We start from the raw sequence: 3,098 nt of genomic DNA, 5'->3' as shown, positions 1-3,098 counted from the left end.
GCGGTGTGCCCAGGCCGTAGATGCAGGACACCGACGCCACCACCACCACGTCACGCCGGGACAGCAGGCTCGACGTCGCCGAGTGCCGCAGCCGCTCCACGTCGTCGTTGATCGAGCTGTCCTTCTCGATGTAGGTGTCGGTTTGAGCGATATACGCCTCCGGCTGGTAGTAGTCGTAGTAGGAGACGAAGTATTCAACCGCGTTGTGCGGCAACATCTGCCGCAGCTCGTTGGCAATCTGAGCGGCGAGCGTTTTGTTGGGTTCCATTACCAGGGTGGGCCGTTGCAACCGCTCGATCAGCCAGGCCGCGGTGGCCGACTTGCCGGTTCCGGTGGCACCGAGCAGCACCACGTCGCGCTCCCCCGCGTCGATCCGGCGTTCCAGCTCCGCGATGGCGGTGGGCTGGTCACCGGCGGGCCGGTACTGGCTGACCACCTCGAAGCGGCCGCCGGTGCGCACCAGGCCCGCCACGGCATCTGCCGCCGGGCGGTATTCCGAATGCGCGACGACGGGGTGTTCGGTTGCGAAGGCCACAAAGTCAGGTTAGGGCAAGCTGGTTTCACGAGTGTTCCGCAATCACCGTTGAGACCAGAAAGGAGGCGGTTCCGGGTGCATCCACCCAAACAGGAAGTCTTCGACTTGGTCGCGCACACCAACACCGACCCCAAAGGGGTTGTCCGGGCGGTGGACGAGTACACGGTGCGGCCGTGGGGGCTGTACATGGCCCGGCCGACACCCGGCCGGGTTCAATTCCACTACCTCGAGTCGTGGCTGCTGCCCGCACTCGGGCTGCGGGCGAACATCTTTCACTTCAACCGCGGCTACGAACGTAACCAGGACTTCTACCTCGACGTCGGCGCGTACACGCCGGGGGCGTCCGTGTGGAATTCCCAGGACCACTACCTCGACCTGGTCATTCATACCGGCGTCGGCGTCGAACTCACCGATGTCGACGAGTTGATGGCCGCCGTGCGGCACGGCCTGCTACCCGCAGACGACGGCGAACGCGCGGTGGCGCACGCCGTTACCGCCGTCGACGGTCTGTCCCGGCACGCCTATGACCTGCACCGGTGGCTGTCGGCCCGCGGGATGGACCTCTTCTGGCGCGAGCGGTAACCTCGGCATCGATGAACCCGACCAGCAAGATGAGCATCGGCGCGTTGACAGCAGTGGCACTGATCGGGGGTGGTCCGTTGACGACGGCGTCGACACTAGCCCCCGCCCTGGCCGAAGACGAACTGCATAACGTCACCTACCTGGCGAGGGTCGACGGCGTGGCGCCCGGCAGCCAGGCCACCTTCCGGCTCAACGAAGACGAAACCAACACCGCGCCGCTGAGTTCGCTGCCCGGCCAGGTGTTCGAGGCGCACACGGTGCTGCTTCATCCCAGCAAAGCTGGCATGCAAGTGTCTATCCCCTGGCCGTATGCGGCGACCGTGCACTGCGAGATCGCCGTGGACGACAACGTCACCACACAGGTCGATCAGTCCGTCGGACTGACGCTGGGCAACAACGACCCCAATAGGATCGTGTCCTGCGGCGCTCCGCTGACCGACCCCGCCGCCGGAGCCGGCGCTACGAGCGCCAGTTGACCGAGTCGGCCCACGCCCAGGCCCGACGGTAGGCGTCGAGGAACCCCGGCTTTTTGGCGTCGGCGTACCGCGCGATCCCGCCCGCCGCCTGTGCGGCGCTGCGTTTGACGCCCAGGTAGTCTTCGCGCGCCTCGGGATTGGCCCGCAGCCAGTCGGTGAACAACAGGGCAAACTGCTGATTGGGCCGGCCGGCCACCCGCAGATGAACGTTCGTCGGCCGTCCCGGATCGGCCGAAGCATGAAACCTTTTCTGCCACAGCGCTGACTCGTCGGAGTGCTCGCAGGAGCCGACCGTGCTGCGAGCATCCGTCTGCGGGACGTCCGCGGTAACCTGTTCGACCCGGGGGTAGCCGACAGCTAGTAGCCCGTCGTGACATTCGTCGGCGCAGGCCATGGATTTCACGGTGACCTGGATGTCGATGACGTCCCTGGCATCCATCCCCGGCACCGCAGTCGATCCGATGTGGTCGACCCGCACCGCTCGGTGTCCACATGCAGCCTTAATCCGGGCAACGATACGCCCCGCCTGCTCGGGCCAGGTCGGGTCGGCCGGCACCAGCTGGTGTGGGGACGGGGCCGGGAGGCGTGCCTGGACGTTGTGTGCGAACGGCAGGATGCGTTGCCGCCACAGCTCGCGCACTCCCTCGATGAGCTCCCCCGGCGAGCCCGAGTTATCCAGCCAGACGTCGGCAACCGCACGCCGCTGCTCTTCGGTGGCTTGGGCGGCGATGCGGGCACGGACGTCGGCCTCGGCCATGCCGCGGGACTGCACGAGTCGCCTCACCCGAACGTCTATATCCGCGTGCACGACGACGACCAGCGGGAAAAGCGGCGCCATCTGCGACTCGACCAGCAAGGGGATGTCCTCGACGACGACCGCGTCCTCCGACACCGCCGCGATCAATTCGCTACGCCGGCGGGCCACCAGCGGATGCACGATCCCGTTCAACGTCGCGCGTTTCTCTTCGTCGCTGAATGCGACCTGAGCCAGCGCCGAACGGTCCAGCGCCCCATCGGGCAGCAGGATCTCCGATCCGAAGGCCTCGATCAACGAAGCCAGGCCCTCGGTGCCGGGTGCGACGACCTCGCGGGCGATCACGTCGCCATCGACGACGACGCCACCACACTCGCTGAAGGCGGCCGCCACTGTCGACTTTCCGGCGCCGATGCCGCCGGTCAGCCCGATCCGCAACACAGCTGAGGCCGCTAGGCGCTGCCGGCGAGTTTCTCCCGCAGGGCCGCGAGCTGCTCGTCGCTGGCCAGCGAACCGGCCGCCGACTCTTGCCGGGGCGACCCGTTGGCCGGCGAAGTTGACCCATCGGCACCCGCGCCACCTGCCGCACCTGCTGACCGGGCGGCGGCGAACTTCTCCATCTGCGCGGTGTGCATCTTGTGCCGACGTTCGGCTTCGGCGTAGCGGGCCTCCCATTCGGCGCGCTGGGTTTCGAAGCCGTCCAGCCACTCGTTGGTCTCCGAGTCGAAGCCCTCGGGGAAGATGTAGTTGC

4 protein-coding genes and 1 pseudogene are annotated in these 3,098 nt (G+C 67.2%); 2 read left to right on the top strand and 3 right to left on the bottom strand.

Features of this window, described 5'->3' with window-relative positions; translation table 11 throughout:
• Positions 1-535, bottom strand: a 535-nt coding sequence (locus tag AC2VOP_RS15315) for a DEAD/DEAH box helicase family protein (RefSeq protein ID WP_486961774.1), incomplete at its 3' end; no start/stop codon positions are given.
• Positions 536-610: 75 nt separating this feature from the next.
• Here AC2VOP_RS15315 and AC2VOP_RS15310 point away from each other — a divergent pair.
• Entirely contained in the window at positions 611-1,117 is a 507-nt protein-coding gene (locus tag AC2VOP_RS15310) for a ribonuclease FAU-1 family protein (protein WP_486961773.1), read from the top strand.
• Positions 1,118-1,146: 29 nt separating this feature from the next.
• Positions 1,147-1,593 (top strand): hypothetical protein, encoded by a 447-nt coding sequence (locus AC2VOP_RS15305; RefSeq protein ID WP_486961775.1) that lies wholly within the window; start codon positions 1,147-1,149, stop codon positions 1,591-1,593.
• Here the strand turns inward: AC2VOP_RS15305 and coaE are convergent.
• Positions 1,577-2,788 carry a dephospho-CoA kinase gene (gene coaE / locus AC2VOP_RS15300; RefSeq protein ID WP_486961772.1) on the bottom strand — a complete coding sequence of 404 codons (1,212 nt, stop codon included), beginning with the start codon at positions 2,786-2,788 and terminating at the stop codon, positions 1,577-1,579. The genes AC2VOP_RS15305 and coaE overlap by 17 nt on opposite strands.
• 11 nt (positions 2,789-2,799) lie before the next feature.
• Positions 2,800-3,098, bottom strand: a pseudogene (gene rpsA, locus AC2VOP_RS15295) (30S ribosomal protein S1); the annotation flags it as partial.

It is taken from the genome of Mycobacterium sp. TH-M106 (genome assembly GCF_057473765.1).
This window is presented reverse-complemented; position numbering and strand designations above follow the sequence as displayed.

What these genes read in the sequence shown, in the direction of transcription:
- AC2VOP_RS15305 (WP_486961775.1), top strand. Translation starts at nt 1,147, where the DNA reads ATGAGCATCGGCGCGTTGACAGCAGTGGCACTGATCGGGGGTGGTCCG.